A 22,510-nucleotide genomic window follows, 5' to 3' on the forward strand; every position below is an offset into this window, starting at 1 on the left:
GAATGGATGCGGAGGTTTTCATAATCAGCGATGGGGCGGATTGTTCAGCGGTTTTAAGCTCTTATGGGGCAAGGCTGATGCAGTTGTGGGTTCCTGGGCGGGGCGGCGCTTTGGCTGACATTGTGCTGGGGCATGATGATGTGCAGGGCTATCTCGACCATCCGGGGACGTATTTTGGCGCGACCTGCGGGCGCTATGCCAACCGGATTGCGGGCGGGCGGTTTGCGTGGGCGGGCGGCGTGGTGCAGCTCGACTGCAACGAGGGCGTTAACCATTTGCACGGCGGCGCGCTTGGGTTTGATAAGCGGGCGTGGGAGGTGCTGCGGGCGGATGCGCGGGGCGTGACGTTTGGACTACATTCGCCTGATGGTGAGATGGGGTTTCCGGGCGCTTTGGAGGTTGAGGTGCGGTACGAGTTTACCGCGCCGGGGCGGTTGCAGATTGTGATGCTGGCGTGGGCGGCGGCGGATACCGTGGTTAATCTGGTCAACCACGCCTATTTCAACATGGCGGGGCAGGGCAGTGGGGCGGCGGATGGCCAGCTGTTGCAGATCGGCGCGGATTGGTATTTGCCCGTCGATGCTGCGTTGCTGCCGTTGGGTGCGCCTGTCGACGTGGCGGGAACACCGTTTGATTTCAGAGAGTTACGAGCGATTGGCGCGGATGTGCCTGCGGGTGGGTTTGATCACAACTTTTGTCTGAAGGACGGGGCGGGGCCCGCGGTGGTGGCGGTTGATCCGGTGTCGGGGCGGGGGATGCGGCTGTTTACCAATCAGCCGGGCGTGCAGCTTTACACTGGATCTTATCTGCCGGAGGGGCTGCCGGGCAAAGTGGGTGCTGCTTATGGCGCGCGGGCCGGGTTTACGCTGGAGACGCAAGTTTGGCCGGATAGCCCGAACCATGCCGCGTATCCCTCGGCCGTGGTGAAGGCCGGAGGGGTTGATCGGCATGAGATGGCGTTTGAATTCTTCGTGGCCGATTAGGGCTTTTGCAAGTGATACGCTGCGTTGGCGTTAAGCATTTCCCACGCGCCTGTCGTGCCATCCGGCCAGATCACCCGGACCTCGGCCTGCGCCAGATCGCCTAGACCGAAATGGCGGGGGCCGAGATTGCCGCCGGCTTGACCGCCACCGATGGTGATTTCACGGCGCTGGATATGGTCGGGCATCTTCACCTCGACCCAAGCGCCGATGGCATCGGTGTTGGGGGCAGTTTGAGTGAGCGTCAAATCAAGCCAGTGGTTGGGGGATTTGGTGGTGTTGCGCCAGATTTGCGCAGGCTCGCGGCGGTTAACCACGACCAGATCGACCAGGCCATCGGCGTTCAGATCGGCGAGGGCGGCACCGCGCGACAGGCCGGTTGCAGCAACGCCCGCGCGGTCACCGGATTCTTCAAACGTGCCATCGGCGCGTTGTAGCAGCAGGTTGTTGGGATCCTTTAGAGCGAAATCCGGCATCGCATCGACGTTGCCTTTGGCGATAAACAGGTCGGCGAGGCCGTCATTGTTGACGTCTTCAAACTGGGCGTGCCAGCCAGTTGAGGGGTTGAGATCGTCTCCGGTATAGGGGCGTTGCGCGATGGCGTGTTTGGGATAGGCCACGTCTTTAAAGGTGGCTTTGGGGGCGCCGTCGGATGGGATTTCTGTCAATGTTTGCAGCTTGTTATCGGCCATTGAGGTGACGAAATACTCTGGGTATCCGTCGAAGTTCAGATCGTAGCTGGCGAGCCCCATGCCCCAGATGCGCAGGCGTTTCCAACCTTCTTTCTCGGTGTAAAGCACGGGTTCCTTGCCGGGGTCGATGTGCCAGAGTTGCTCTTGCCCGCCTTTGTAATATTCGCGGTCGTTGGCGACGCGCAAGCTGGGGGTGCCGGAGCGGTTCCAGTCGGAGAACAGCATCGACAGCGCGCAGAAGCTGCGTTTGAGCGGGGTGGGCGGGGCGAATTTTTGGCCGTCGGGGCGGTGTAGCCAGTTGTCGGTGCAGGAGCCCCAAGGGAACATGTCTTGGGTGACGTCGATGTAGTTACCGATGGCCAAGGTGGGCCAGGATTGGTCTTTTTCCCAAGTGGCGGCGAAGGCGGCGGACCAGGCTTTGCCGCCATCGAAGCCCCAAGCCTCATTCGCGCGTTCAAATTTGCAGTTGCCGAGGCCCTTCATCACTTCGTTTTCGCCTTGGCGCAGCAGGACGATGTCGGGGATGGTGTCGCTGTCGATGTCGATGGGATAGGCACCGAGGACGTCCGTGCGCTCTAAACCGCTTGGGGTTTCGGTAAAGCTAAGATCGCCGCCGTTTTCGCTTTGGTTGACGAACAGTTTCGCCGGATTGGCGCCGCCTGCGATGATCAGATCGGGGCGGGAGTCGGCGTTGCAGTCGAAGGTTGAGACGCCGCCGCCGACCATATATTCCCAATCGCCTGCGTAGATATGATTGACGCCTGCGGTGGCGGTTTGTTCGGTGAAGCTGGGGACCAAGGGTGCGGGTGGTGGCGGTGGGGTGGTTTCGGCGTAAGCCGCGAGGGGCAGCAGCGTGAGGGCGAGGCTTGCGATTTTCATGGATCAGGCCAGTGTTTTCAAGGCGTTGATGAAACCGCCGACTTCGACGCCCTGGCGCAGACCGTTCTCGTTTGCAGCGCGGAAATGGATGCCGCCGTAGAGGCGGGAGATTGCGGCCTCGGCGGCAGCGCTTTGGAAATCGGCGAAATGGCGCGGTTTGATGCCGTCATCGGCGTGGGTGGCATCGTCAAACGCGAAGTTCTCACTGAACACCGCTGTCAGCACCTCGGCGGCGGCACCCGATTGGGTGGAATGGCCCGAGGGATATTCGGCGAAGGGCGGGGTAATCAGCAAAGGCTCCCAGGTTTTATCAATCACCCGCTTGATATAGGTGACCGGGCGGATGCGGTTATAGTGGATTTTGTCGGCCCAGCAGGCGATGAAAGCGTCGTTCACCACCATGCCGACACGGGCCAAAGCGTCGGCGGCGTGCAGGGCATCGGGGCTGTCGCGGTGCAGGATTTGCAGGGTGATCGAGATCCAATGGCCGGGCGGGGTGGGCGACAGCATCGGGTCATCCGACCAGAACCGCGCGATGGCTTTCTGCTCATCCGTCAGGGTTTTCGAGGTGTCGTAGACCTCCATCGCCTGTTTGTAGAACTCGGAAGTGTGGTCTTCGGAATAGGCGGGTGGATCACCTGCGGTGCAGGGTTTATCCACCGGCATCGCGAAGGGGCGGTTTTTGCCCCATTCGGGCAATAAGGGGGCTTGTTGTTGGACGATCAGGCTGGTGGGCACCCAGAACTCGGGGCCTTTTTGCAGGGTCCATTGCATCGGGAATCCCATGTTTTTCACATCATGGCCGCCGTCTGATTTACTATATTCCTCAATATGTTGTGCTACGGCGAGGCCATAGGCGGCAGAGCGGGCGGCGACATCCTCGGCGACGCCTTCGTGCAATTTTGCGCCCAGTTTGTCGCGCATCGCGGCCATGGCGCGTTGGCCGGTGGGGCCGGTGTTGCCGAAGAAGGTCTCGACGGCTTCGGACATCACAGCGTGCAGAACGAAGGATTCGTCGTAAGTGCCTTCGGGACGGGCTGGCAGGGCGGTGAGGCCGTTGATCTGGCCGGCAAGGCTGGTGGCCCCGGTGGCCGAGGCGAGGGATTCGTAGGCAGCGACACCTAGATAACCGAAGGCGCGGGCGGCGACTGGGGGGGTGTAGGTGGCGGTATGGCGGACCAGTTCCAGCACCAGTTTGTACCATGTCAGCAGGGTATCGCTGGGACTGGTGGCCGCGTTCAAGGGCAAAGCCGGAAGGGCGAAAGCGGCCCCGGTCAGGGCGAGGAAATGACGGCGCTGCATGGGGGCTCCTGATCGGGGATCGTGATAGAGAAAGGGCGCGAGGTTGCCCCCGCGCCCGAAGTTTCAGACAGCTTGCGGCGGTTTTTTGCCCATGATGATCATGCCAAGGATGTCTTCGTCGGTGACTTCATTGACGTTCACCGTGCCGACGCGATGGCCGTTTTTCATCACCACGGCGCGGTCGCACAGATCCATCACGGCGTGAATGTCGTGTTCGATCAAGAAGATACCGAGGCCTTGCTTCTTCAGTTCTTGGATCAACTCGGCCACCATCTGGGTTTCTTGCGGGCCCAAAGCGGCGGTGGGTTCATCCATGATCAGGATTTTGGCGTTGAAATACACCGCGCGGGCGATGGCGACGGATTGGCGTTGGCCACCCGACAGGGCGCTGACTGGCACGTTGAACTTGCGGAAGTTCGGGTTGAGGCGTGCCATGATCTTGCGGGTTTCAGCCTCCATCGCGCTGTCGTCGAGAAAGCCGCCAGCGCCAACAATTTCGCGACCCAGAAACAAGTTCGAGGCAGCGTTGAGGTTATCGGCCAGCGCGAGGGTCTGGTAGATCGTCTCGATATTATACTCACGGGCGTCGCGGGGGTTGTTGATGTCAACCTTCGCGCCGTTGATGTAAATCTCGCCCGCGTCGGCTTTATACGCGCCCGAGAGACACTTGATCAGCGTCGATTTTCCCGCGCCATTGTGGCCCAAGAGCCCTACGACTTCGCCGGGATGCAGATCAATCGAGACATGATCAACGGCCTTGATGCCGCCGAACGCGATGGAAATGTCGCGCATCTCGACCAGAGGAGTGCCTGTGTTTGCCATGGTGTCACCCCTCACTTGGTTTTCTTGCGATACAGATTGTCGAGATAGACGGCCAGAACCAGCGCCACGCCGACGGCGATCATCCGGTACGATCCATCGCCGTAACCGATCAGCACCATGCCGGTTTGCAAGCTTTGCATCACCAAAGCGCCGATGATCGCGCCGTAGATGGTGCCGACACCGCCCGCAAGCGAGGTGCCGCCGACGACCGCCGAGGCGATGACGTACAATTCATCCAGCGTTCCCAAGGCGTTGGTGGCGGCGTTGAGACGGGCCGAAGCCACGACGGCGGCGAGGCCCGAGAGCAGGCCCATCAGCGAGAAGATCTTCAGCGTCATCCATTTGGTGTTGATGCCAGACAAAGCTGCGGCCTCGGGGTTGCCACCGATGGCGAAGACGTAGCGGCCAAAGCGGGTGCGGGTCATCAGGATGGTCATCAGGATGCCGACGACGATCAGGATCAGCACCGGGATCGCAAAGCCGGTCGAGATTTGCAGACCACCCTCGGGGACGACCACGTCGGGGTTGGCTTTGACATAGGCGTCGACAATGCCTTTCGGCCAAGTGTAGGCGTTAACCACCAGAACAGCGCCGATCAGCACGCCGCAGCCGAGCAGCGCCAAGACGCCTTCGGCCCACATCGGGCGCTGTGGGAAGCCGTGTTTGGTGCGGGTTTTGCGGCCGGCTTGGATGATCCAGAGTACGGCGATGCAGCCGAGGATACCGACGATCCAGCTGCCAACCGCGCCGACGGAGCCACTCGGGCCACCGCCGAGCAGGGCGAAGGTGGTGTCGACCGGTGCGATGGTTTTGCCGTCAGCAGTCAGGAAGGCAGCACCACGCCAGACCAACATGCCACCCAAGGTGACGATGAACGAGGGGATCGCGCGGTAGGCGATCAGCCAGCCGTGGAATGCGCCGATCAGCGCGCCCAGAACGATGCCGATCAGGGCGGTGATGATCCAGATCACCGGGCTGCCAAGCCCGAGCATCGGCGGCAGAATGTTGACCTGCACGATGCCCATGACCATGCCGGTGACACCGACAATGGAACCGACCGAGAGGTCAATGTTGCGGGTGATGATCACCAGCACCATCCCCGTCGCCATGATCCCGGTCATCGAGGTTTGCACCGACAGGTTCCACAGGTTGCGCGGGGTGATGAACAGGCCCGCGCCCATGTTCAGGCCGTTGCCGCTGAAAAGGCCCGCAATAATCGGATAAAAGTGAAACGCCGACCAGATCAGCAGCAGTGCGCCGACCATGCCAAGCATCCGGGTGTCAAGTTCGGTGTCGCGGATAAAACGCGCGATGGGGCCAAGTTTGGCATCGCTGCCCTGAGGGGCGTGGGTGGGGGTGTCTGTCATATCCTCGTCCGGCTTGTGAGAGGGGGGGCGACGCGGGCTGCCAAATCTGGCTTTGACCCTTTGCAAATAGCCCTTGATCAGGCTGCGGCTTTGCGTCTTGGGAAAAGCCCGGCGTCAGCACAAAGTCTGACGCCGGACCGTTAGTTTCGTGCGTTGGCAGACCCGCATTGCGCAGATCTGCCTGTTGCGCCGCTTATTGGCAGGCAGCAACGCCTTCCATAGCGCCTTCGCAGGCTTCGGCTTTCGAGATATGGCCGCCGTCGATTGCGAGGTTCAGCGTGTCTTTGGTGATCGCGGTCGGGGTCAGCAGGATCGCGTTCATCTCGACATGCTTCTCGCCGTCGCTGAACTTGGTAGCACCAGCAATCGCGTCAATCGCGGTGCCGCCAGCCAGTTGAGCCGCGATTTCGCCAGCCGCTTTGCCGAGTTGACGCGAGTCTTTCCAAACCGAAACGGTCTGGGTGCCACGTGCCACACGATTGATTGCTGCCAAATCGCCGTCTTGGCCGCCCAACGGAACCACAAGACCCTGTGCCGCCAAAGCAGCAGATGCGCCGCCCGCCATACCGTCGTTTTCAGCCAGAACGGCATCAACGGCGTTGTTGTTGGCGGTCAGGATTTGCTCCATATTCTTCTGAGCATTCTCTGGCTTCCAGCCATCGGTGTAGACTTCGCCGACGATCTTGATGGTGCCAGCTTTCACAGCCTCACCAATGACTTGCTCCATGCCGGAACGCAGGAAGTCCGCGTTCGGATCACCGGGATCGCCCTTGATGATGGCGTAGTTGCCATCGGGTTTGGCCTTCATGACTTCTTCGGCGATGATTTTGCCGACGCCGACGTTGTCGAAGGTCAGATAGAAGGCGCGGGCGTCTTCTATCAGACGGTCGTAGCCGACAACCGGGATACCTTCGGCAGCGGCTTTCTCAATGGCTGGGCCAATGGCGTCTTTGTCCCATGCATTGATGATCAGAACATTGGCGCCCTGAGCGATCAGCGCGTCAACATCGGACAGTTGTTTCTCTGATGACGACTGCGCGTCAGCCGAGATATATTCGTCGCCAGCGGCTTCGATCGCGGCCTTCATTGCGGCTTCGTCGATCTTCCAACGCTCTTCTTGGAACTGCGCCCAAGACACGCCAATTTTCTTGCCTTCTGCCAAAGCAGCCGACGAAAAACCCGCTGCGGCGATGACCGCAAGCATAATGACCTTACGCATTTTTATCCTCCCTATGGATTCGGCCAGCGTATGACCTGTTCCGCAGATTCGCTAGAACTGTGCGAAAATTGCCGCGAATAAATTCAGTTGTCAAAATAAAACTGATAGGCGAGAACAGAAGCGCCGGAATATCTCGCAAATCTGCGCTGCATTGCAGCAATAATAGATCGTGTGAGAACAATTTCGCCTTGTTTTTGTTCGGAGATCAAATAAATGGCGGGTTTTGGCGGCGCAGAAACGGCAAAAGCGGGGGGCTTGGGTTGTGGCCCACTGATTGCTCCGTTGTCCGAATCAATGCGACCCTTGCGCCAGCAGGTGTTTGAGCGGGTGCGCGCTGCAGGGCTGATTGCAAGGGTGCAGGTGGCGAAAGATTTGGGCGTCTCGCCGGCCTCGGTGACGACGATTACCTCGGAATTGATTGAGGCCGGGTTGATCGAGGAGGTCAGCGCGCCGCGGGACCCTGAACTGGGGCGGGGGCGGCCAGCGGTGGCTTTGGGGGTACGCGCACAGGCGCATCTGGTGGCGGGCATGAAGATGTCCGACCGCGAACATTCTGCCGTGATCGTCGATTTCGCGGGCAATCTGCTGGCGAATGAGGTGGTGCCGCGCAGGCCCGGCCCGATGCCCGTGGCGGAAATGCTGGACGCGATGGAGGCTTTGCTGAACCGGGTGTGTGAGAACGCCGGGATCGCGCGGGCGGCTTTGTCGGGGGTGGGGGTCGGCCTGCCGGGGTTTGTCGATCAGGCGGAGGGTGTGGTGCTCTGGTCCTCGACCCTGACCGAGCGCGCGGTGCCTTTGGCACTGGCTGCGCAAGAGCGGCTGGGTCTGCCTGTGAGCATCGACAACGACGCCAATCTGGTGGCTTTGGCGGAATTATGGTTCGGGGCAGGGCGGAGTTTGGCGGATTTCGCTGTGGTGACGTTTGAGCATGGCGTGGGCATGGGCTTTGTGATGAACCACCGGATTTATCGCGGCGCGCAACGCCTGGGGTTGGAGTTGGGCCATACCAAGGTGCAGCTCGATGGCGCTTTGTGTCGCTGTGGGCAAAGGGGCTGTCTGGAGGCTTATGTCGCCGATTACGCCTTGGCGCGCGAGGCGACCACGGCGCTGAATTGGGGGCATCGCGATGGTCAGTCGATTTCGGTGCTTTTGGAGAGTCTTTATGATCACGCGCAGGCGGGCGATGCCACGGCGCGCAGCATTTTTCGACGGGCTGGGCGGTATCTGGCGGTGGGGTTGGCGAATGTGGTCAATCTATTTGATCCGGCGCTGATCATTCTGTCGGGTGAGCGGCTGAAGTTTGACTACCTTTATGCGGCGGAGACTTTGGCTGAGATGGACAATCTGGTGATCAACACCGGGCGTCCGCGGCCGCCGATTGAGATCCACGCTTGGGGCGATCTGCTCTGGGCGCATGGCGCGGCGGCTTTGGCTTTGTCTGCGGTGACCGAGCGGATTTTGACCGCCCCGCGCGAGTTGGCGGCGCAGTAGGTTTGCGGGGTTGAACTGGGGGTTTCACACCCCCAGACCCCCGTGGGATATTTGAGCACAGAGGATGATAATTTTAGTCAAAGTTTAGGGAATGCCGTTCAGCTTGGCGGTGAAATCGGCGAGATGCGGGACATAATCTGCTGGGCCATCGCCGCCATTGGCCATCGCATAGGTGAAGGCGTTTTTCGCGGCAGAGGCCATGCTGGTGACCACTTTGGCATCGTTCGCCATTGATTCCAGATAGCGCAAGTCTTTGTAAGCATTGCTGATGGTGAAGCGATGCGACTCGCGGTTGCCCTCCAAAGCACAGGCCATAAAGGTTTGATAAAAGCCGCAGTCCATCCGACCGCCGCGAATAACGCTGTCAAGCGCCGCAATCGGGATGCCGACCTTTTCCGACAGCGCAATCGCCTCGGCATAGATCGCGGCATAGCCGAGTGAGATGAAATTGTTCAGAAGTTTCATGCGGTGGCCATCGCCGACCCCTCCAATATGCACGATCTTGCCCGCCCAAGTTGCGATGATCGGCTGGATGCGGGCGAACACCTCAGGCGTGGCCCCCACCATGCAATCGAGCGTGCCCGCCCAAGCCTCTTTCGGGGTGCGGCTGAGCGGGGCGTCGGCGAAATTAACGCCGATGGCTGCCAGATCGCGGGCCAAACTTTCGGTCACCACCGGGTCTGAGGTGGAGCAGTCGACCAGCACCGCACCGGGGGCAAGGCCGGGTTTAAGGGCGGCCACCACCTCGGTCACCTGCGGCGAGCCGGACAGGCAGAGGAAGATCACATCGCAAGCACGAGCGAGGTCGGCCAAGGATGTGGCCTCGGCCGCACCACGGGCGATCAGATCCTCGACGGGCGCGCGGTTGCGATGGGCGTGGACAACCAGCGGATAGCCCTTAGCCACGATATTCGCGGCCATGCCCTGACCCATCAGGCCCAAACCGACAAATCCCACCCGCACCTGTGCCATGATCGCCCCCAATGTTTGGGGCAGAGTTACATCGCGGCGGCGGAGTTTCAAGCTGGGTGTTGTTTGACGCAGCGCGTCAAGCGGGGCCTGAACGCAAAAGGCAGGCCGCGCTGGCCTGCCTTTCGTGATGGATCAAGTTATTCGGTCTGCTCTGCCGACATCAGCGGGTTGCGGCTGGAAAGGCTGCCTTCGGGGGCGAAAATGATCACCATCACGCCGATATAGGCCAAACCAAACACAACCAGAGCAAGATACGTTGCGCGCCGCGACGGGCGCTGAGACATGGTCTGAGTCATTTGAACATCCTGTGCAGCTTTGGATGGATCGTGCCACTACATTATCAAGCTTTTGTGAGTCGCGAAAGCATTATTAATCTATCAAATATATCGTGATTGATTCGGGTGACGCGGATGGGCGGTTTTCGCAGTGATTTCTGGGGTTTCAGGGCTGCTGATCCATCGGCGATTGTTGGCTTGCGGCGGGCTCAGGCGGCCATCTCCCGCAAAACCGTCACGCAGGGGCTTTCGTGTCAAGTTTTTTTACAATCCCGCCTCGCGCGGATTGATTCCTTTTTCCACGCCAGTTAGGTCTTGGAGATGATTACACAAAAGATGAAATATGCGTTGAAGGCGCTGTTGGTGTTGGCGGATGCGGCAGCGATGCCCGCGCCCGAGGCCTTGACGATCGAAGCGATCGCCAAGCGCTCTGGCACGCCGAAACGGTTTTTGGAGCATATTCTGCTGGAAGTGCGCAACGCGGGTATTATCGCGTCAACCCGCGGGCGCTCGGGCGGCTATCAGCTGATCAAACCACCTGCGGAGATTTCGATTTCCGAGCTGCTGCGGCTGATCGACGGCCCGATTGCGCCGTTGCCGTGCCTGTCGCGCCGCGCTTATCAGCGTTGCGAGGATTGTGTTGACGAGGAAAGCTGCCGCATCCGCAAGGTATTTGCCGATATTTTCTGGTCATACCTGCTGCTGATTGAATCGCTGACCTTGGCGGATATGCTGCGCTCGGGTGCGGTGGCTGCCCAAGTGCTAAGCGAGCCGTTGGCGTCTTAAGCGTCGCTGGGTTTAGTCTTGCAACGCCGTGACTTCGCGGCGGAACGGCAGGGCGTCGCCGAGATCGGGCATATCCAATTCGCGGGCATAGCGATGACCGGCATAGGTTGCCCAAGCAATCGGGCCGGGGGCGCAGGCATCGCCGATCAGCTTGACCGACAGGATGCCCGCATCGGCCCAATCCGCCGCGCGGGCTTGCAGATCGCGGTAAAGCTGGTCTTGTGCGATGCGGCTGGCAACCATCACGACGGCTTCCGCGTCGATATGGCCTTCACTGCCGGTGTAGACGCAGGCGGTGGTAACGCCTTGATCATTCAGCGCAATCACCCCGGTGTTCAGCACGATCTTGACGCCAGCCGCTGCCAGTTTGCGATGGATCGAAGCTTGTTCGAGGGTGTTCAGCGTCCAATCCGATACATAGGCCGAGGGGGTGATCAGTGTCACCTCGCAGCCGTTTTGTGCCAGAAGTTCCGCCAAAACCCCGCCCATATAGTAGTGATCGTCATCAAACACCGTGACGCGTCCGGTGGGCAGGCGACCCGCCATCAGATCATCCGGGGTATAGACGGGCAGGCCTTGGCTCGGGATTGGTTCGACATGCATCCGCGCGACGCCATCTGCCCGCCAGAGCGCACCTGTGGCGATGGCGATATGCTGGAAGCCAAAGCCGAGGATGTCTTCGGCACTCAGGCGGCTTTCGAAATAGGTCTGCACATTCGGGCGCTGGCTGATCTGATAGGCGCGATAATCGGCAACACGACCCCAAGCCGACAGCCCCGGTAGCAGGCGTTCCTTGGCGACGCGGCCGCCGAGGGTTGTGCCTGCTTCGGCCAAAGCCACATCATAGCCGCGCAGTGACAGGGCGCGGGCGGCTTCCAGACCCGCCGGACCAGCGCCGACGATCAGCACGTTTTGGCTGGGACCTTTGGCGTTCATCGTCTCGGGATGCCAGCCTTTGCGCCATTCTTCCATGAAGGTCGGGTTCTGCGTGCAGCGGCTGATGCTTTGGGTCATGTCGCCGGCGACGCAAATATTGCAGCCGATGCATTCGCGGATATCTTCGATGCGGCCTTCCTCGATCTTTTTTGGCAGGAACGGATCGGCGATCGAGGGCCGCGCACAGCCGATGAAATCGAGCGTGCCTTGGCGGATCATTTTCGCCATCACATCAGGGCTGGTGAAGCGACCGACGCCCACGACCGGGCGGCTGGTCAGCTCGCGAATGCCTTTGACAAGGGTTTCTTGCGCGGCTTCCTCTCTGAAACGACTTGGGCCAGAGCAATCCTCCCAAGTGCCTTGTGCCAGATCCCAAAGGTCGGGCAGATCGCCATTCATTGCGATGAAATCACGCAGTTCGGCATTGGAAAAGCCAAGCTTTCCAATTTGTTCATCGAGGCTGACCCGCATGGTCAAAGCCATCGTATCGCCCACGGCGTCGCGCATATCGGACAGCACTTCGCGGGCGAAGCGCGAACGGTTCTCCAGGCTGCCACCATATTCATCGCTGCGCTGGTTGGTGGCGCGGGATAGGAAATGTTGAAAGATGCCAAAGCCATGCGCGCCGTAAAGACAGATCAGATCGAAGCCCGCCAGTTTGGAGCGTTTCGCCGCATTCACGAACCAACGCCGCAGGTTTTTGATGTCGGTCTTGTCCAGGCCGCGCGCCTGCACCGGATCATTGGTGAAGGTGCGGATCGGGCCGGGCGAGACCGCCATCGGCACCTCTTTGGTGTAGAAATTCGGGCCGTTGATGCCCGAATATGCGAGTTGAATCCCCGCTAGACCGCCGTGGGTTTTCATCGCGGCTGCCATCTTGGCGATGGCCGGAATGTCCTGATCCTCCCATAGCCGCAGCTCAATAAACGGTGTGATTTCAGAGGTATGGTGCATTTCGGTCTGTTCGGTAAAGATCACCCCCCAGCCGCCCTCGGCCTTGATGCCGCGCATCGCCGCTGCGGCAGAGGGGTCGCGGTAGCCAGCACCATTGCAATGCGGTACCTGATAGAAGCGGTTTTTTGCGATCAACGGACCAATGGCTTGTGGCTGAAACAGAATGTCATAACGAGGGTCGCGCATGGTCCGGCCTTTCGGGTGGGGTCGCAGCACTTTGGCCAGCTTGGATCTGGCATAAAGCACGCGTTGGTGAAGCGTGACTTAGGCTACGCCTTATCTGCTGCGCGGCACTTTCAGATGCAGGCCGGGGGTGGAATCCAGCGTGATCTCGGCGCGGGCGTGGTCGATAAAGGCTTGCACGGTTAACGAAATCCCGGCGCCTTCGGCCAAAGCGAGGCCAAGTTTCATCGGACGCACCGCCCCTGTGAGCGGCACATAGCGCAGGCGGCGGCCATCGGGGGCGGCGTCGGTCAAGGGGCGGATATTGGCGATGGAATAGCCAAAACCATTGGCGACCATCGACTGCATCACGCCCATGTCACGCGTGCGCTCGACGATATTGGGGCGCAGGTTGTTGGCGCTGAAATGTGACAGAAAATAGTCGGACGACAGCGGCAGATCGAGCAGGATCATCGGATATTCCGCCAGATCGCGCGGGGTGACGTGATCGCGCTGTGCAAGCGGGTGATGCAGGGGCATCACCGCGTAGGGCGGCAGCGTGACAAGCGGGACGAAGCTGAGATCAGAGGGAATATCAAGATCATAGGTCAGCGCGATGTCGAGATTGGCCGAGCGCAGGGCGGCGAAGATTTCGACTTGGTTCAGCTCGACTTGGGTGAAATCCACCTCGGGGAAGGCCTGCACAAAGCTGTGGCGCAGTTGCGGCAGAACCATCTGCGCGAAGGTGACGAGGCAGCCGACGGAAAGTGGGCCGCGCACTTTGCCAGTGATCTGATTGGCAAGTTCGTTCAGCTTTCCGGCCTCGGTCAGCACCTGCTTGGCCTGGGCGACGAATTGCTTGCCGCCTTGGGTCAAGGATAGGCCGTGCGCGTGTTTGCGCACGAACAGGGCGAGGCCAAATTCCGCCTCCAGCTGTGAGATCGCGGCGGAGATCGAGGGGCTGGAGACGTTAACCTTTTCCGCCGCAAGCGCGATCGAACCGCTATCGCCGACGGCGACGAGGTATTCCAACTGACGAAGCGTGAAGCGAAGCGGCATCTGGGGCTGTTCCCGGTTTTGGATTAGGGACAGCCTAAGCATATTGCGATACCCGCGGCAAATCTATTCGTCGCCGGGCACACCGTAAGACGGGGCTTGAGTAGGATCTTGCGCGCGCTGAACATAGGCTGCCATCTGCGGGCGGTAAATTTTCCAAGCAATTTCAAGGTCTTGGATCGGGGTGCCGGACCAATCAATCCGCAGATCGACCAAGGGCCAATCGAGTGTGTCGGCGATTTTCATCCCCGCCGAATGAACCGGGCCAGCCTCGCCGCCCGCCGCCTGACCTGCGGTCAGTGCGGCCATCAGGCGGCCGCCGAGATGGCCTTTAGCGGTTTCAAAGGCGGTAATCATCGCGGCCGGGATAGTCGCGTTTGCCAGCAGATTGCCGCCTGCGGCGCAGTCTTTGCCTTGGGCTTCACCCCAGATGCCGAGGACTTGAGTGCCGGAATGGATGGCGGTATTCCCTGCGGCATCAATGACCAGAAGTTGTCTGTAATCAATATGTTGACGGTCTTTTGTGATGTGGATCAGTGCCTGATCTGCGGACTTGCCCTTCGCCAGTGCGTCCAGCAACAACGGGCCCAAAGCCGGGTCGGTGATGTTCTGGCTGGCGACCGCGCCAACCCCCGCCCGCACATGCGCGCAGCGGGCGGCGACGGCGGGCGAGGACGACGAGATCACCATGCCGAATTGTCCGGTTTTGGCGCAGCGGGCGATGAGGGAGAAGGTCATATGTCGTCCTTTTGGCCAAGCGCCGGGGGTTTCACACCCCCCGGACCCCTGTGGGATATTTGGGCAGAGAGGGTGAACCTTTGCAATGGCTTAGTCTGGAATCACAGCGGTCGCGTCAATTTCGACCAGCCAATCCGGGCGGGCCAAAGCCACCACGGTTAACCCCGTGCAAACCGGATGCACGCCTTTGATGTATTCGCCCATCACGCGGTAGACGGGTTCGCGGTGGCGCACGTCGGTAAGGTAGACGACAAGCTTGACCAGATGCTCCATCCGCCCGCCAGCTTCTTCGATCATCTGTTTGATATTGCTCATGACTTTATGGGCTTGCTCGGCGGGGTCATGGCTGCCGAGGTTCTCGGCGGTATCCAAGTCTTGCGGGCAGGCGCCGCGAAAATACAGCGTGGTGCCGCCACGGGTGGCGACAAGATGGCAGAGATCGTTGTCGAGGTTTTGCTCGGGGTAGGTGACTTTGGTGTTGAATTTACGGTAGCGGGTGATGGTCATTTTGTCCTGCTGGGTTGGGGCGTTTTCGGGTCAGGCCGGTATGCGGCTGGCGAGGTATTGCGCGAATTCGTAGTTTGGCCGCTCGAGATGCGACAGCGGACCGGGGGTTCCCATACCGGACAACAGGCCGCGATAGACTTTCTCGGTGCAGCCTTTGTCCTCGATATTCACATCATCAAGCAGGGCTTTGACCTTTGCCAGATGCGCCGGGGCTTCGGGGTCGGCCAGCCAATCGGCGCTCATCCCCATGCCGAACAGCACGTTGACGCGACCGGGGCCATCGGGGGTTAGCGACAAATACCAGAAATAGCCCGGCGTGAGGGTGATCAGCAGCGAGGGGTAAATCGCCAGCAGCCAGGTCTTGCGCCGATCATCGCCTTGCAACGTGGTGTTGGCGGGATGGGCGAGGGCGAGGGGAACGGAATCGTTTTTCAGAATCCAGTGATAGTTGAAGGCTTCGGTGCCTTCGGGGCAGGTCATTTCATCCAGCTTTGTCGCGCCGCCAATGGTGCCCGCGTGGCACATCGGCAGGTGGTAGGATTCCATGAAATTTTCGGCCAGAACCTTCCAGTTCGTCGCCCAGTTAAAGCTTTCCTGATACGTCTCGGTATAGGTGGACATATCCAGATTGGGGATCAGATCGCGCACCCCGGCGAGGGCGATTTCGGGATCGGGCGCATCGGGGTTCAGGCTGACCATGATCCAGCCTTGCCAGACTTGGCAGCGGATCTGTGGCAGCGACAGCTGGTCTTTGCAGAAGCCCTCGTTCAACGTCATCGCCGCGGCCCCGCGCAGAGTGCCGTCGAGATTATAGGTCCAGGCGTGATAGGGGCAGACGATGGCGCGGGTCGTGCCACGGCCTTGCAGCAGCGTGGACATCCGGTGGCGGCAGACGTTGGACATCGCGCGGATTTCACCGTCACGGTCGCGCAGCACGATCACCGGCTCGCCTGCGATCTGCATGGTCAGGTAATCGCCGGGGTTGGCAAGGGTTTCGGCGCGGCCGGCGCAAAGCCATTCCTGCGCGAAGATGTATTTCTGCTCCTGCGCGAGGAAGGCGTCGCTGGTGTAAAGCGATTTTGGCATCGCATGGGCCTGATTGAACGGCACCGAGACATTGGCGTGCAACGCGGCGGCGGGGGGGAGGCTGTGATGCTGGTTCATGGCGTGCTCGCGGCTGAGGGTGCTCGGGGGTCAGAAGCTGAACTTTGCCCGAAAGCGACGGTGCGAGCCATCAGTGTTTTGCTCAGCTTTGCTTAGGCGGGGCTTAAGCCAATCTGCGGCGTGGCTTTGGGCCTAGCCTAATCAATGCTGCGTGAAATCCTTATTTGCGCTGGGCGGTGTCTGTCTTACAGGATGGGGAACTGCCGATGAGGCCACCCACAGCAAAAGGACGCCGCGATGCCCACCGAACATATTGACACGCTGATCATTGGCGGCGGGCAGGCCGGGCTTGCGATGAGCGCGCAGTTGCGGGAGCGCGGGGTGCCGCATCTGGTGCTGGAGCGGCACAGGATTGCCGAACGGTGGCGCACGGAACGTTGGGATTCGCTGGTGGCGAATGGCCCGGCTTGGCACGACCGCTTTCCGATCCTGACCTTTGACGAGATCGACCCGGATGCTTTCGCGCCGAAAGAGCAGATTGCGGCGTATTTTGAGGCGGTGGCCGAGAAGATCGCAGCGCCGATCCGCTGCGGGGTTGAGGTGACCTCGTTGGAGCCTTCGAGCGCGGGGTTTGTGGCTGAGACTTCGGCGGGGCGGGTTGATGCTCGCAATGTGGTGGTGGCGACGGGGCCGTTTCAGAAGCCACTGATCCCAACTTTGGTGCCGGAAAGCGCTGGCATCGTGCAGATGCATTCCAACGCCTACCGCAATCCGGGGCAGTTGCCGGAGGGCGCTGTGCTGGTGGTGGGGGCGGGGTCTTCGGGCGCGCAGATTGCTGACGAATTGATGCGGGCGGGGAAGAAAGTGTATCTGTCGGTTGGGCCGCATGACCGCCCGCCGCGCGCCTACCGGGGTAAGGATTTTGTCTGGTGGTTGGGGGTGCTGGGGCAGTGGGACGCGCGCGCGAAAGAGCCGGGGACCGAGCATGTCACGATCGCGGTTTCGGGCGCGCGGGGCGGGCATACGGTGGATTTCCGGCGATTGGCGGCGGGGGGGATGACCTTGCTGGGCCGTGTTGGTGAATATCGCGACGGGGTGTTGCAGGTGGGCGGCGATCTGGGCGCGAATATTCGGCGGGGCGATGAGAACTATCTCGCGACGCTGGATCTGGCGGACGCTTACGCGGCGGCTGAGGGGTTGGATCTGCCTTTGGAGCCGGAGGCGCGGCTGATTGGGCCGGACCCGGACTGTGTGAGCAATCCGATTTTGGCGCTGGATTTGCAGGCGGCGGGGATTTCGTCGATCATTTGGGCGACCGGGTTTGGCTTGGATTATGGTTGGTTGAAGCTGGATGCGTTCGATGAAAAGGGCAGGCCTGCGCATGATCGCGGGGTGGCAGCGGTTCCGGGATTGTATTTTCTGGGGCTGCCCTGGCTGTCGCGGCGGGCTTCTCCGTTCATTTGGGGGGTCTGGCATGATGCGGATTATTTGGCGGGGCATATCGCGGCAAGGTAGTGTCCACGCGTGGACAGAAAGCGCCGCAAGTGAAATCAATCACTTGCGGCGTGTCGTTCAGGATTTGTTAAGCTTTAGGCGTTTGATATGACATCGGGCGGGCTGTCTGGCGCGTTTGCTGGGGCGGGCGTCACAATAGGCGTGGCGGGCGGGGCAACGGGTTTGATCGCCTTATCCAGAAACGCCTTGCCCAGCGGGCTTTGCGCGAAAGCCTCGACCGAAGCGGCCAGATGCGTGCCGCCTTTTGAGGTAAACAGATCCATCACCGAACTCATCCCCTCAGCGGGATTTCCGGTATTGGCGATCACCTTGACATCGGCGCTTTGCAGCGCGCGGGCCTGTTCGCCACCGACGACAATATAGCCTTTGATGCCCTCGATCGTCATCAGATATTGCTGGTAGCTGGCATTCTCGCCGATCTCTTTGGCCAGCACGATTTGCGCCTCAACCGGGGCGAGTTGCATGGCTTTTTCGGCGGCGGCGCGGGCCTCGCCCAAGGCCTGAATACCCTCAGCTTCGCGCTGTTGGGCGGCGAGATTGCCCTCGGCGATGATCACCGTGGTTTGCTTGTCTTGCTCGGCGGCGACGACCTGTTTGTCGCGCTCAATCTCGGCGCGGCGGACCTCATCGACGCGGGTGACGGCCATGTGACGCTCGCGGGTTTCCTTTTCTTGGGTCAGAATTTCCTGCCGCGCCTGTTCCTGCGCGATGCCGACCGCCTTTTGCTTTTCGGCGGTCTTCTCGCCTACCGCGCGCTCGGCTTCCTGCTTGCGCATGTCAATCTCGCGCTGCGCTTCAATCTCAGCAGTTTCTGCGGCGCGCTTGTTTTCGGCCACTTCGCGGCGGCTTTCCATCTCGATATGCGAGATTTTCTTCGCCATGATACTCGAGATCACTTTTGAACCGCTGGCGTCGCGAATATCCATCAACTCCATAGACTTGACGGGTTCAACGCCCCATTGCTTGAGCTGCTCGATCACTTCAGAGGTAAACGCCGCGCCGAATTTGGAACGTTCCAGCATGATGGCGTCGATCTTGTCCGAGGCCAGCACTTTGCGCACAGCGCCTTGCACGATCTGCATCAACTGCTCTTTCAAAGCCGCAATGGAATCAACGCGCTGCGCGGCTATCGCGGTGTCGGCGATGCGGAAAAACGAGGTGACATGCACCATGAACGGCACGCGATCGGTGTCATAAGCTTCATAATCCTCCAGCGTCAGATCGAAGTTGCTGACCGGCAGTTGGATCACATTGACGCCAAAGCGCGGAATCCACGACGGCCACGCGTAATAGACGTTTCCGGCATCGGGGTTGGTGCCATAGGGCGTGGTGGCGCGGCCGCGCTGGATGATGTGCACGACATTGGTGCTGACCACGCGGCGAAACAGGATTGCCAGCAGGAGGGCAAGTACGACCAGCGCCACGGGGGGCGAGGATCAAAGGCAATAGCGGCATAGCAATCTCCAGAAGTGAATGGCCGGAGTTTGCGATGGGTCGGGTTAAAATACAATCAAGGCGGAGGGGGAGTTTTGCGCGGGTTAAGTCACCATCGCGCGTTGCTCGGGCAGGCCCATGGAGATGACGAGGGGGTTTTGGGCTTGGCGGGTTTGGAAATCTTGTTTGCTGGCAAGGTGTTGGTGGTTGGCTAGGATCAGGCTTTGCGCGACCGCGCCGCCCAATGTGGTGCCGGGGCCCGGGATGATGAACAGATCGGGGGCAAATTCGCGGGCGGCGGTGCGGATGGCGGCGGTGAAATCGTAGGGTTCGGTGACTTGGTGGCCGAGGGTGTAGGCGTGGAGTTGGTCGGTTTTGGTGGCGCCGGGCCACCAGATGCTGCCGCGCCCGTCGATCAGCGGTTTTTGGGGCTGTTGGAAGAGGGCTGCGGGGAGTTGGGCGCGGCCTTGCGCGGCGACTGGCGCTTGCAGGGTGGTGTGGAAAGCCGCGTGGTTGGCAAGGCGCATAGGGAAGCGGGATTGTTCGGGCGGGACGGCGGATTCGAAGGCTTTTAAGCCCGCTTCGTTGCCTGCGAGGACGAGCATTCCGCCGAGGTCGATGGAGAGGGTGAGGGTGTGGTCGGGGCGGGTGTTGATTTCGGCAGCTAGGCGCAACAGTTCGGCTTTGCGCCTCGGGTTCGGGAGCCAGTTTTCACCGAGGAACGGATGGATGATCTGGCCGCCGATCAGGCTTTGCTGCATCAGCGTGCCCATGGTGTTGACGACCTCAAAGCCGTTCTCGGGGGTGAGCGCGCCTGCGCAGGCGAGGGCGGAATACCAGCCCATGGAATTGCCGGTAACGGCTGTAATTTCAATGTCTTTTAGGGAAAGCGCATCGCCCAGAGTGCAGGCATAGATCAGGGCGGAGGCGTTGTCGCCTCGGGTGTGTTTTGACACTGAGTAGGTGGCGGCGCTATCGAGCGCGGTCAGGGTTTCTTGGTTCAAGACGCTGCGGCGGGCGTCGAAATGCGCCAGCAGTTTAGCGTCGGGGAAGCGGGTAAGGCTGCCCAATTCGGTCTTGGTATAGGTGCCACGGCCGGGGCAGATCAGGACGGCTGTTCTCATTTGCAAAGCTCCACGGCGGCGGCGGTTATCGAGGCGGCGGAGGGCATGGTGGCGGCATAGGCGGGGCCGGTGGCGATGAAGCTGTCAGTTGCTGTCAGGCGGGCGAGGTTGGTGGGCGGGCCTTCGTGAAACAGCGCCATCAGGGCTTCGGCCACACCGCCGGAATGGCGGGTTTCATCGACGATCAGGATGTTTTTGCAGCCTTTGGTGGCGGCGAGGAGGGCCTCGACAGGCAAGGGAGAAAGCCAGCGGGTGTCGATGATGCGGGTCTTGATGCCTGCGGCTTCGATCTGCGGAAGCGCTTGATGTGATAGGTAATTGCCGTTGCCGAAGGTGACGATGGCGAGGTCGGTGCCGTCGCCGTTGATGCCGACTTCACCGAAAGGGATGGTTTGATCGGGGGCGGGGTAGCGCTGCATCCATCCACCGTCTTTGTCGGTATGCAGGTTGCGCATGGGATAGAGCGCGATGGGTTCGAGGAAGACGACAAGCCGCTGTTCTTCGCGGGCAAGCCGGGCACATTCGCGCAGCATTTTGGCGGCATCGGCGCCGTTGGAGGGCACGGCGAGGATCAGGCCGGGGATGTCGCGCAGCACGGCGACCGAGTTGTCGTTGTGGAAATGGCCGCCGAAGCCTTTTTGATAGCCCAGCCCCGCGATGCGCAGCACCATCGGGTTGCTGTATTGGCCGTTGGAGAAGAACGGCAGAGTGGCGGCCTCACCCCGAAGCTGGTCTTCGGCGTTGTGAAGATAGGCGAGGAACTGGATTTCCGGGAACGGGATGAAGCCGTTTTGCGCCATGCCGATGGCAAGGCCAAGGATGCTTTGTTCATCCAGCAGGGTGTCGATCATCCGGGCGGGGCCGAAGCGCTGGGTCAGCTTTTGGGTCACGCCGTAAACGCCGCCTTTGCGGCCGACATCCTCGCCCATCATCACGATTTCGGGGTGGGTGAGCATCAGATCGGTCAGCGCCCAGTTGATCAGGCGCGACATGATTTGCGGCTCGTCCATCTGTTTGAGGTCGCCTCCGAAAGCCGTGGCGCGGGCGTCGGGGTTGGGGCCGTTGCTGGGCTTGCAGGGGCGGTGCGGCGGGATGATGGCGGCCATCACTTCCGTAGCGGTTTTCAGATGTGGGCGGGTGGTAGCCTCGGCTGCGATACGGGTGATGCGCTGGGCGGTCTCGTTATAGATTTCAAGGGCTTGGGCGGCGGGCATGGCGCTTGCTTGGTCGAGTTGGCGGACCATATGCAGCAGGGGGTCATGGGCTTCCTCGGCCTCGACCTCCTCGCGCGGCAGATAGGTGGTGGGCATATCGGCTCCGGCGTGGCCGTAGAGGCGGATGGTTTTCAGGTGCAGGAAGGCGGGTTTGCGGCGGGTGCGGACGTAAGCGGCGGCTTCTTGGGCGACGCGGTACGTCTCGTAAATATCAAGGCCATTGGCGTGAAAATACTTCAGGCCGGGGCGGTGTTTGAAGGAATTGGCGATCCAGCCGGTGGGGGTTTTGGTGGAAATGCCGATGCCGTTGTCCTCGCAGACGAACAGCAGGGGGAGGGGGAGGCTTTGGTAGGAGGTCCAGCCTGCGGCGTTGAAGGCGCCTTGGGCGGTGGAATGGTTGGCGGAGGCATCGCCGAAGCTGCAATAGACGATGGCATCATCGGGAAGCTGCGCATGCTCGGGGCGGTTTTTCTTGGCAGCGCCAATGGCATAGGCGGCGCCGACGGCTTTAGGCAAATGCGAGGCGATGGTGGAGGTTTGCGGTGGAATGTTCAAAGATTTGCTGCCCAGAACCTTGTGCCGCCCGCCGGAAATTGGATCATCTGACGAAGCGGCAAAGCTGAGCAGCATGTCATAGGCGATGGTTTGGCCCGGCACTTGCCCCGCGCGGGCGATCTGGAAGGCGGCATCGCGGTAGTGCAGGAAGGCCATGTCGGTGGGGCGCAAGGCGAGGGCAACTGCCGCCAGCCCCTCATGCCCCGACGAGCCGATGGTGTAAAACCCGGTGCCTTGGCGCTGCATTTCGCGCGAGGTGCGGTCCAGCGCGCGGCTGGTGCAGGCGGCGCGGTAGATCGCGACAGCATCTTCGGGGGTAAGGGGGCCAGTGGCGGGATTGCCGGGCGGAAAATCGCGGGCAGCCACCCGGCGCAGGAAGTTTTCGTGAACGATGACAGAGCGGCCCATATTTCCCCCATTTTGCCC

19 protein-coding genes are annotated in these 22,510 nt (G+C 60.8%); 4 read left to right on the forward strand and 15 right to left on the reverse strand.

Going from position 1 to position 22,510, the window contains the following annotated elements:
* Nucleotides 1-2: 2 nt before the first annotated feature.
* Nucleotides 3-983: an aldose epimerase family protein gene (locus AKV04_RS22815; protein ID WP_054008712.1), complete on the forward strand. Its 981-nt coding sequence runs from the start codon at nucleotides 3-5 to the stop codon at nucleotides 981-983.
* Here the strand turns inward: AKV04_RS22815 and AKV04_RS22820 are convergent.
* From AKV04_RS22820 to AKV04_RS22840, 5 genes are all read right to left on the reverse strand, one after another.
* Nucleotides 980-2,551, reverse strand: coding sequence for a CRTAC1 family protein (locus tag AKV04_RS22820; protein ID WP_054008713.1), 1,572 nt, complete (start codon nucleotides 2,549-2,551; stop codon nucleotides 980-982). The genes AKV04_RS22815 and AKV04_RS22820 overlap by 4 nt on opposite strands.
* Nucleotides 2,552-2,554: 3 nt before the next feature.
* A complete protein-coding gene (locus AKV04_RS22825) occupies nucleotides 2,555-3,853 on the reverse strand; it encodes a vanadium-dependent haloperoxidase (RefSeq protein ID WP_054008714.1) in 1,299 nt (432 codons plus the stop codon).
* Between the two features lie 63 nt (nucleotides 3,854-3,916).
* Nucleotides 3,917-4,675, reverse strand: a complete 759-nt coding sequence (locus AKV04_RS22830; protein WP_054008715.1) for an ATP-binding cassette domain-containing protein — start codon at nucleotides 4,673-4,675, stop codon at nucleotides 3,917-3,919.
* Nucleotides 4,676-4,686: 11 nt separating this feature from the next.
* Nucleotides 4,687-6,042, reverse strand: coding sequence for a sugar ABC transporter permease (locus AKV04_RS22835; RefSeq protein WP_054008716.1), 1,356 nt, complete (start codon nucleotides 6,040-6,042; stop codon nucleotides 4,687-4,689).
* A 193-nt stretch (nucleotides 6,043-6,235) separates the two neighbouring features.
* Nucleotides 6,236-7,261, reverse strand: coding sequence for a substrate-binding domain-containing protein (locus tag AKV04_RS22840; RefSeq protein WP_054008717.1), 1,026 nt, complete (start codon nucleotides 7,259-7,261; stop codon nucleotides 6,236-6,238).
* 213 nt (nucleotides 7,262-7,474) lie between these two features.
* On the opposite strand from AKV04_RS22840, the gene AKV04_RS22845 reads away from it, so the two are divergent.
* Nucleotides 7,475-8,752: an ROK family transcriptional regulator gene (locus AKV04_RS22845; RefSeq protein WP_054008718.1), complete on the forward strand. Its 1,278-nt coding sequence runs from the start codon at nucleotides 7,475-7,477 to the stop codon at nucleotides 8,750-8,752.
* Between the two features lie 84 nt (nucleotides 8,753-8,836).
* Here the strand turns inward: AKV04_RS22845 and AKV04_RS22850 are convergent, their stop codons facing one another.
* The gene (locus AKV04_RS22850) at nucleotides 8,837-9,775 is read right to left on the reverse strand and encodes an NAD(P)-dependent oxidoreductase (RefSeq protein ID WP_268871819.1); all 939 of its coding nucleotides are present in this window, start codon (nucleotides 9,773-9,775) and stop codon (nucleotides 8,837-8,839) included.
* A gap of 86 nt (nucleotides 9,776-9,861) precedes the next feature.
* Nucleotides 9,862-10,020, reverse strand: a complete 159-nt coding sequence (locus tag AKV04_RS26370) for a hypothetical protein (RefSeq protein WP_156317777.1) — start codon at nucleotides 10,018-10,020, stop codon at nucleotides 9,862-9,864.
* A gap of 300 nt (nucleotides 10,021-10,320) precedes the next feature.
* Here AKV04_RS26370 and AKV04_RS22855 point away from each other — a divergent pair, with 300 nt between their 5' ends.
* Entirely contained in the window at nucleotides 10,321-10,785 is a 465-nt protein-coding gene (locus AKV04_RS22855; protein WP_054008720.1) for an RrF2 family transcriptional regulator, read from the forward strand.
* A 12-nt stretch (nucleotides 10,786-10,797) separates the two neighbouring features.
* Here AKV04_RS22855 and AKV04_RS22860 read toward each other — a convergent pair whose 3' ends face one another.
* From AKV04_RS22860 to AKV04_RS22880, 5 genes are all read right to left on the reverse strand, one after another.
* Complete coding sequence (locus AKV04_RS22860; protein WP_054008721.1) at nucleotides 10,798-12,861, reverse strand: oxidoreductase; 2,064 nt, start codon at nucleotides 12,859-12,861, stop codon at nucleotides 10,798-10,800.
* 90 nt (nucleotides 12,862-12,951) lie between these two features.
* On the reverse strand, nucleotides 12,952-13,896 hold the full coding sequence (locus AKV04_RS22865; protein ID WP_054008722.1) for a LysR substrate-binding domain-containing protein: 945 nt from the start codon (nucleotides 13,894-13,896) through the stop codon (nucleotides 12,952-12,954).
* 63 nt (nucleotides 13,897-13,959) lie between these two features.
* Nucleotides 13,960-14,631: a DUF1028 domain-containing protein gene (locus tag AKV04_RS22870; protein WP_054008723.1), complete on the reverse strand. Its 672-nt coding sequence runs from the start codon at nucleotides 14,629-14,631 to the stop codon at nucleotides 13,960-13,962.
* Nucleotides 14,632-14,721: 90 nt separating this feature from the next.
* On the reverse strand, nucleotides 14,722-15,138 hold the full coding sequence (locus AKV04_RS22875; protein WP_054008724.1) for a RidA family protein: 417 nt from the start codon (nucleotides 15,136-15,138) through the stop codon (nucleotides 14,722-14,724).
* A gap of 30 nt (nucleotides 15,139-15,168) precedes the next feature.
* A complete protein-coding gene (locus AKV04_RS22880) occupies nucleotides 15,169-16,302 on the reverse strand; it encodes an aromatic ring-hydroxylating oxygenase subunit alpha (protein ID WP_054008725.1) in 1,134 nt (377 codons plus the stop codon).
* Nucleotides 16,303-16,539: 237 nt separating this feature from the next.
* On the opposite strand from AKV04_RS22880, the gene AKV04_RS22885 reads away from it, so the two are divergent.
* Nucleotides 16,540-17,757, forward strand: coding sequence for a flavin-containing monooxygenase (locus tag AKV04_RS22885; protein ID WP_054008726.1), 1,218 nt, complete (start codon nucleotides 16,540-16,542; stop codon nucleotides 17,755-17,757).
* A 74-nt stretch (nucleotides 17,758-17,831) separates the two neighbouring features.
* Here AKV04_RS22885 and AKV04_RS22890 read toward each other — a convergent pair whose 3' ends face one another.
* The 3 genes from AKV04_RS22890 to AKV04_RS22900 form a co-directional block, all read right to left on the reverse strand.
* Nucleotides 17,832-19,181 (reverse strand): SPFH domain-containing protein, encoded by a 1,350-nt coding sequence (locus AKV04_RS22890; protein ID WP_082351811.1) that lies wholly within the window; start codon nucleotides 19,179-19,181, stop codon nucleotides 17,832-17,834.
* 114 nt (nucleotides 19,182-19,295) lie between these two features.
* Nucleotides 19,296-20,315 (reverse strand): ACP S-malonyltransferase, encoded by a 1,020-nt coding sequence (locus AKV04_RS22895; protein ID WP_054008727.1) that lies wholly within the window; start codon nucleotides 20,313-20,315, stop codon nucleotides 19,296-19,298.
* On the reverse strand, nucleotides 20,312-22,492 hold the full coding sequence (locus AKV04_RS22900) for a dehydrogenase E1 component subunit alpha/beta (RefSeq protein ID WP_054008728.1): 2,181 nt from the start codon (nucleotides 22,490-22,492) through the stop codon (nucleotides 20,312-20,314). The genes AKV04_RS22895 and AKV04_RS22900 overlap by 4 nt, the downstream gene beginning before the upstream one ends.
* Nucleotides 22,493-22,510: the final 18 nt, after the last annotated feature.

This window comes from Cypionkella psychrotolerans (genome assembly GCF_001294535.1).
Classification (GTDB): Bacteria; Pseudomonadota; Alphaproteobacteria; order Rhodobacterales; family Rhodobacteraceae; genus Cypionkella; species Cypionkella psychrotolerans.

Excerpts from the sequence above, each read along its gene's own strand:
- AKV04_RS26370 (WP_156317777.1), bottom strand. The coding sequence starts at position 10,020 with ATGACTCAGACCATGTCTCAGCGCCCGTCGCGGCGCGCAACGTATCTT.
- AKV04_RS22845 (WP_054008718.1), top strand. The coding sequence starts at position 7,475 with ATGGCGGGTTTTGGCGGCGCAGAAACGGCAAAAGCGGGGGGCTTGGGT.
- AKV04_RS22865 (WP_054008722.1), bottom strand. The coding sequence starts at position 13,896 with ATGCCGCTTCGCTTCACGCTTCGTCAGTTGGAATACCTCGTCGCCGTC.
- AKV04_RS22840 (WP_054008717.1), bottom strand. The coding sequence starts at position 7,261 with ATGCGTAAGGTCATTATGCTTGCGGTCATCGCCGCAGCGGGTTTTTCG.
- AKV04_RS22900 (WP_054008728.1), bottom strand. The coding sequence starts at position 22,492 with ATGGGCCGCTCTGTCATCGTTCACGAAAACTTCCTGCGCCGGGTGGCT.
- AKV04_RS22855 (WP_054008720.1), top strand. The coding sequence starts at position 10,321 with ATGATTACACAAAAGATGAAATATGCGTTGAAGGCGCTGTTGGTGTTG.
- AKV04_RS22885 (WP_054008726.1), top strand. The coding sequence starts at position 16,540 with ATGCCCACCGAACATATTGACACGCTGATCATTGGCGGCGGGCAGGCC.
- AKV04_RS22875 (WP_054008724.1), bottom strand. The coding sequence starts at position 15,138 with ATGACCATCACCCGCTACCGTAAATTCAACACCAAAGTCACCTACCCC.
- AKV04_RS22830 (WP_054008715.1), bottom strand. The coding sequence starts at position 4,675 with ATGGCAAACACAGGCACTCCTCTGGTCGAGATGCGCGACATTTCCATC.
- AKV04_RS22880 (WP_054008725.1), bottom strand. The coding sequence starts at position 16,302 with ATGAACCAGCATCACAGCCTCCCCCCCGCCGCCGCGTTGCACGCCAAT.
- AKV04_RS22860 (WP_054008721.1), bottom strand. The coding sequence starts at position 12,861 with ATGCGCGACCCTCGTTATGACATTCTGTTTCAGCCACAAGCCATTGGT.
- AKV04_RS22820 (WP_054008713.1), bottom strand. The coding sequence starts at position 2,551 with ATGAAAATCGCAAGCCTCGCCCTCACGCTGCTGCCCCTCGCGGCTTAC.
- AKV04_RS22825 (WP_054008714.1), bottom strand. The coding sequence starts at position 3,853 with ATGCAGCGCCGTCATTTCCTCGCCCTGACCGGGGCCGCTTTCGCCCTT.
- AKV04_RS22815 (WP_054008712.1), top strand. The coding sequence starts at position 3 with ATGGATGCGGAGGTTTTCATAATCAGCGATGGGGCGGATTGTTCAGCG.
- AKV04_RS22870 (WP_054008723.1), bottom strand. The coding sequence starts at position 14,631 with ATGACCTTCTCCCTCATCGCCCGCTGCGCCAAAACCGGACAATTCGGC.
- AKV04_RS22895 (WP_054008727.1), bottom strand. The coding sequence starts at position 20,315 with ATGAGAACAGCCGTCCTGATCTGCCCCGGCCGTGGCACCTATACCAAG.
- AKV04_RS22835 (WP_054008716.1), bottom strand. The coding sequence starts at position 6,042 with ATGACAGACACCCCCACCCACGCCCCTCAGGGCAGCGATGCCAAACTT.